Source organism: Bacteriovorax sp. DB6_IX (assembly GCF_000447775.1).
Lineage (GTDB): Bacteria > Bdellovibrionota > Bacteriovoracia > Bacteriovoracales > Bacteriovoracaceae > Halobacteriovorax_A.
Map to the genome: position 1 here is coordinate 1 of NZ_AUNJ01000423.1, position 4,577 is coordinate 4,577.

At 34.5% G+C, this 4,577-nt stretch carries 5 protein-coding genes; all 5 read left to right on the plus strand.

The annotated features are described in order from the left end of the window. The coding region (locus tag M901_RS13210; RefSeq protein WP_021278710.1) for an NAD(P)/FAD-dependent oxidoreductase at window positions 1-302 on the plus strand (302 nt) is incomplete at its 5' end. 164 nt (window positions 303-466) lie between these two features. After that, window positions 467-1,525 (plus strand): type III polyketide synthase, encoded by a 1,059-nt coding sequence (locus tag M901_RS13215; RefSeq protein ID WP_021278706.1) that lies wholly within the window; start codon window positions 467-469, stop codon window positions 1,523-1,525. Next, window positions 1,525-2,037, plus strand: coding sequence for an isoprenylcysteine carboxylmethyltransferase family protein (locus tag M901_RS13220; protein WP_021278707.1), 513 nt, complete (start codon window positions 1,525-1,527; stop codon window positions 2,035-2,037). The genes M901_RS13215 and M901_RS13220 overlap by 1 nt, the downstream gene beginning before the upstream one ends. After that, a complete protein-coding gene (locus M901_RS13225) occupies window positions 2,037-2,603 on the plus strand; it encodes a YceI family protein (RefSeq protein WP_021278708.1) in 567 nt (188 codons plus the stop codon). The genes M901_RS13220 and M901_RS13225 overlap by 1 nt, the downstream gene beginning before the upstream one ends. Further along, window positions 2,596-4,554 carry a hypothetical protein gene (locus tag M901_RS13230; protein WP_021278709.1) on the plus strand — a complete coding sequence of 653 codons (1,959 nt, stop codon included), beginning with the start codon at window positions 2,596-2,598 and terminating at the stop codon, window positions 4,552-4,554. The genes M901_RS13225 and M901_RS13230 overlap by 8 nt, the downstream gene beginning before the upstream one ends. Window positions 4,555-4,577: the final 23 nt, after the last annotated feature.

The window sequence follows — 4,577 nt, forward strand, 5'->3', positions numbered from 1 at the left end:
TGATTAATGAATATATCAAGTCTTCTCCGGAGTTATGTCACATCTTTTCTGAGCTTGATCAAGAGACTCCTATTAAGAGTGCAGGCTCTCTTAAGAATAGGAACTCTCATATTGCGGGGGAGCAATTGGCCTATGTCGGTGATAGTGCCGGTTTTATTGACCCTTTAACGGGTGAAGGCATCTTCAATGCTCTTCAAAGTGCCTATATTCTAGGAGATTCTCTAAAAAGATTTCCTAATGAAAATGGGCTACTTGCCTACAAAAAGAAAGAGAAAGTTATTTTAAGGAAAAAAATCTCTTAAATAGTATTTTTCAGCTCATAATAAAGTCACCACTAATTTGTGAGCTGGTAGCAAGATTCTTGAAAGTGAAGCAAAAAAGAGCTGATACTTTTATTGGTATTATTGGAAATGTCTATACGCCAATTCAAGGTCTTTTAAAACTAATCTCAAATTAAGGAGGAAGTATGAGTTATATCCTAGCAAGTAAAACAGTTTTTCCAGAGCACGAATATTCTCAAGACTACTTTCTTGATATGTTGTCGTCTCTATGGCCAGATAAGAAAGAAGATATGCAAAAATTCACCAAGAGTGTATGTGTCGATAATAGGGCGATGTGTATTGAAGTTAAAGATGTTCTTCAGTTGAAAACTCTTGCTCAAAGAAATGCCATATGGAAAGAAGAGGCATTAAAGTTAGCAAAGAGAAGTATAGTAGAGCTTTTACAAGAAGTTAATTTAGAACTCAGTGATATTAGTCAATTCATTACAACTTCAGTCACGGGCTTCTCTATTCCTAGTTTAGATACCCTTCTTATGAATGAGTTAGAATTTAGTCCTAGCGTGAAGAGACTTCCGTTATTTGGTTTTGGTTGTTTAGGGGGAGTGGCAAGTTTGAATAGGGCCCATGACTACCTCAAGGCCAATCCTAAAGATATTGTTCTTGTTAGTGCAGTTGAGTTATGCTCTTTGACTTTTCAAATGCAGGATTTAAGCCTTGAAAACTTAATCGGTTCTTCTTTGTTTGGTGATGGCGCTGCAAGTGTTATTTTAGTAGGAGATGAGCATCCTCTTGCCAAAGAAAGTAAGTATGAGGTCCTAGATTATGGGGCTTACTTTTATAGAAATACTGAAGACACAATGGGGTGGGATATTAGAGATTCAGGTTTTAAACTCGTTCTAAATAAGAATGTTTCCAAGATTGTGATGGAAAATATCCCTGATAATGTGAGTCAGCTTACGGATCGTAATAATTATCATATGAATGATATAAAATTCTCTATAAGTCATCCAGGCGGGCCAAAAGTCTTGATTGCAATGCAAGAAGCCCTTGGCTTTGAGATGAAGGACTTTCAAAATAGTTGGGACAGTCTGAGAAAGCATGGAAATATGTCATCTGTCTCAGTTCTTAATGTATTAGAAGATTCTATAAAGCAAAATGTGGGAAATAAAGATGAGATTGGTGTTATGGCCGCAATGGGGCCAGGTTTTAATAGTGAGATAACATTAGTGAGGAAGTGCTCATAATGTTTTATACGATTTGGACATTCTATGTTCTCTATAGGCTGTTTGAGCTTGCAATCTCAAGAAGAAATGAGGGCACACATAACTATGAGGAAGTCGGAAAGTGGCAACGTCCTCTTATGATGGTTCTTCATATCTCATGGTTTCTTTTTCTTGTTGTGGAATATGAAATGAAATACCATGAGACTAGCTATGTTTTTGTTCCGAATTTGGAGAATTTATTTATTGTTATTCTCTTATTCTTCGCCGCTTTCTTGCGATATGAATCAATGAGTAGACTAGGTAATTTATGGAGTACAAAGGTATTTATTATCCCTGAGCAGTTTGTTGTTAAAGAAGGTGCTTATAAGATAACAAATAATCCCAACTATCTCGGTGTTGTTATAGAAATATTTTGTCTGCCATATCTGTTTGAGCTCAATACAGTTGCTATTATATTTAGTATTTTAAATATTCTCTTTCTTTCTTTAAGAATAAAATTGGAAAGAGAGGTCTTAAAGATAAGGAGTCTTTAATGAAGATATTGATAGGATTAAGTTCATTTCTTTTACTATTCAATATATATGGCAAAGAATATACATTCTCAAGCTATGAAGACGCTTCTAAGGGGAAGGAGTTTGTAAAGTTTGAGAGTGAGAGCACAAAACTTGGATTTATTACGACGAGTTTTGATGGGTATGCAAAAAAGTTCAATATTGATTATCGAAGAGATGGTCAAAGTTTAAAGGATATTCAAGTTACAATTAAGGCAGACTCCTTTGATACGGATAACTCTTCTCGTGATGAGAAAATGTATGAGGAAACTTTGTCTGTGAAGAAGTATCCAGAAATAAAGTTTTTGGCCCTTAGTAGTATTGATCTTAATAAACAAAGACAGCAAGTAAAAGGTCTTTTAAAAGTTCGTAATGTTGAAAAAGATATTATAATCAATGTTGAATTAGTTGCAGATGGAGAGTGGAAAATGATTCTGGGAAAGACTAAGCTTAGCTTGAAAAACTTTTCTGTGCCTGATCCATCAATTGCTATTGCCAATGTTAGAGATGAGTTTGATATCAGTTTTAAGGTTAGGTTGAATGAATAAACTTCAACTTATCCTTCTCTATGTCTTGATCGCCCTAGGCTTAGGATATACGGACTCTTTGTATCAAAATAATGATGAAAAGCTACTCGTTCCTACATCCTCAAAACTAGAAACAAATGAAGATGTTATGGTCTTCTATTTTAGCGTAGGCAAAGACCGTCAGGCAGCGATTGAAGATAGTTTAAAACCTTTTAATCTTGAATATGATATTGTCAGTCCTTATACACTATCGGGAAAGAAGGGGATAAGTGATGTAAGGAGCTTCTTTAATACTTATGATCGACTAGATATCAAATTATTAAATAAAGAAAATGAAGCTTATCTTGTGAAGTTTAAAGATGTTTCTAAGCGAGACTTTCCCAAAATTTTAGATCATATGAGATCTTATTTTAAAAAGATTAGTGTTCCTATTGCAATGGCGGGGCTTCCTTATCTAAATAAAGAAATTGGGGAAACAACTAAGGATATTAAAACGAAGATACTTCCAACTTTAATTCTTCTCACGTTCTTCCTTTTGCTCTATCTTACCAAGTCTTTGGCCGTTACAGCTATGCTCTTTGTCTATCCTCTTCTTAATATTCCTCTTGCATTAGTGCTAATGAAGCTTATTTATGGCGAGAGTAATTTACTTTCGACAATGTCACCCTTGGTGTCCTTTGTTATTATATTCTGTCTCATAATTCATCTTTTCTATTCTTCATTAACATTTAAAGATTATCAGCAACTGAAATCTCATAAGATGAAGCCAATATTATTTATGCTCTTTACAACGTTCTTAGGGATTTTATCCCTTTATATAAGTACTGTGCCTGCTGTTAAGTCCTTTTCTTTAATCTCTGTAATTGGACTCATCCTAAGTTCAGTTTTTACACTCCTTTCGTACAGGCTAACTCATGAGAAAATTGTTAAAGCGGATATTAGACCGCTTTTGTTTAATCTTAGACCTCCAAGGCTTGGCAAGGGCCATGTTGTCATTCTTCTTCTTATTCCTTTTGTGAGTTTTTACTTTTTAAAGAATGATCTAAGATTACAGGTAGAGGCGTTGCACTTCTTTCCAGAGAAGTCTCCTATTTACCAAGAAACGAAGTATGTTGAGAATGAATTTGTTGGAACACCGATATTAGGTGTTAAAATTAGTCGTTTTGATCTCTTTGAGAACTATTCTCAGGCCCAAGATATGGCCCTTATCGAGGAGCAAGTTGCTAAGATATTTTCAGATGATTCTATTGCTATCTCAAATATCCAGAGTATTAAGAATGCCAATTATATTTATACTCAGCAAAAGGTTCTTCCTGATAATAAGTTTGCCGCTTTGACTCTTTTTGCAAGGGTCCCGTTAAAACAAGATTCAGAAGATGGTTATCAATTTCAAATTCTGTCTCATTCGCTAGATACTGACATCTATTTGGAAAAAGTTCGTGAAGTTGAGGAACTCTTAATTGCTAGGGGATTGTCTTACCAACTCTATGGTAACTATTACTCTTTAATGAGTTCGCAAGCAGAAATTATTGAAACCCTCTTGGAGAGTTTTTTACTTAGCCTATTGTTTATTAGTTTTTTTGTAGGACTTTATTTAAAGAATATTAAAGACTTCTTTAGCTTTTTAATTATTAATATTGCGCCACCTCTGTGTACGTTATCTTTCTTTGTCATCTTCGATCTCTCTCTTAATTTAGCTACTATTATGACATTTAGTATCTCATTTGGATTGATTGTTGATTCCACACTTCATGTTATATATGGGGATATTTTGAAATTAACAGTCGAGGAGAAATCTCGTTCTATCTTCATTCCTATATGTGTCTCTTCCCTCGTCTTAATGCTTGGGTTTATGACTTTTACGATTCATAACTTCTTACCGATTTGGCAATTTGGTTTAAGTTTAAGTATGACGATTCTCTTCGGATATCTCTATGATTTCTTTGTCTTACCAAGTATGGAAAGAGGTTAGTGAGGAATCTCTCTCTTGATATT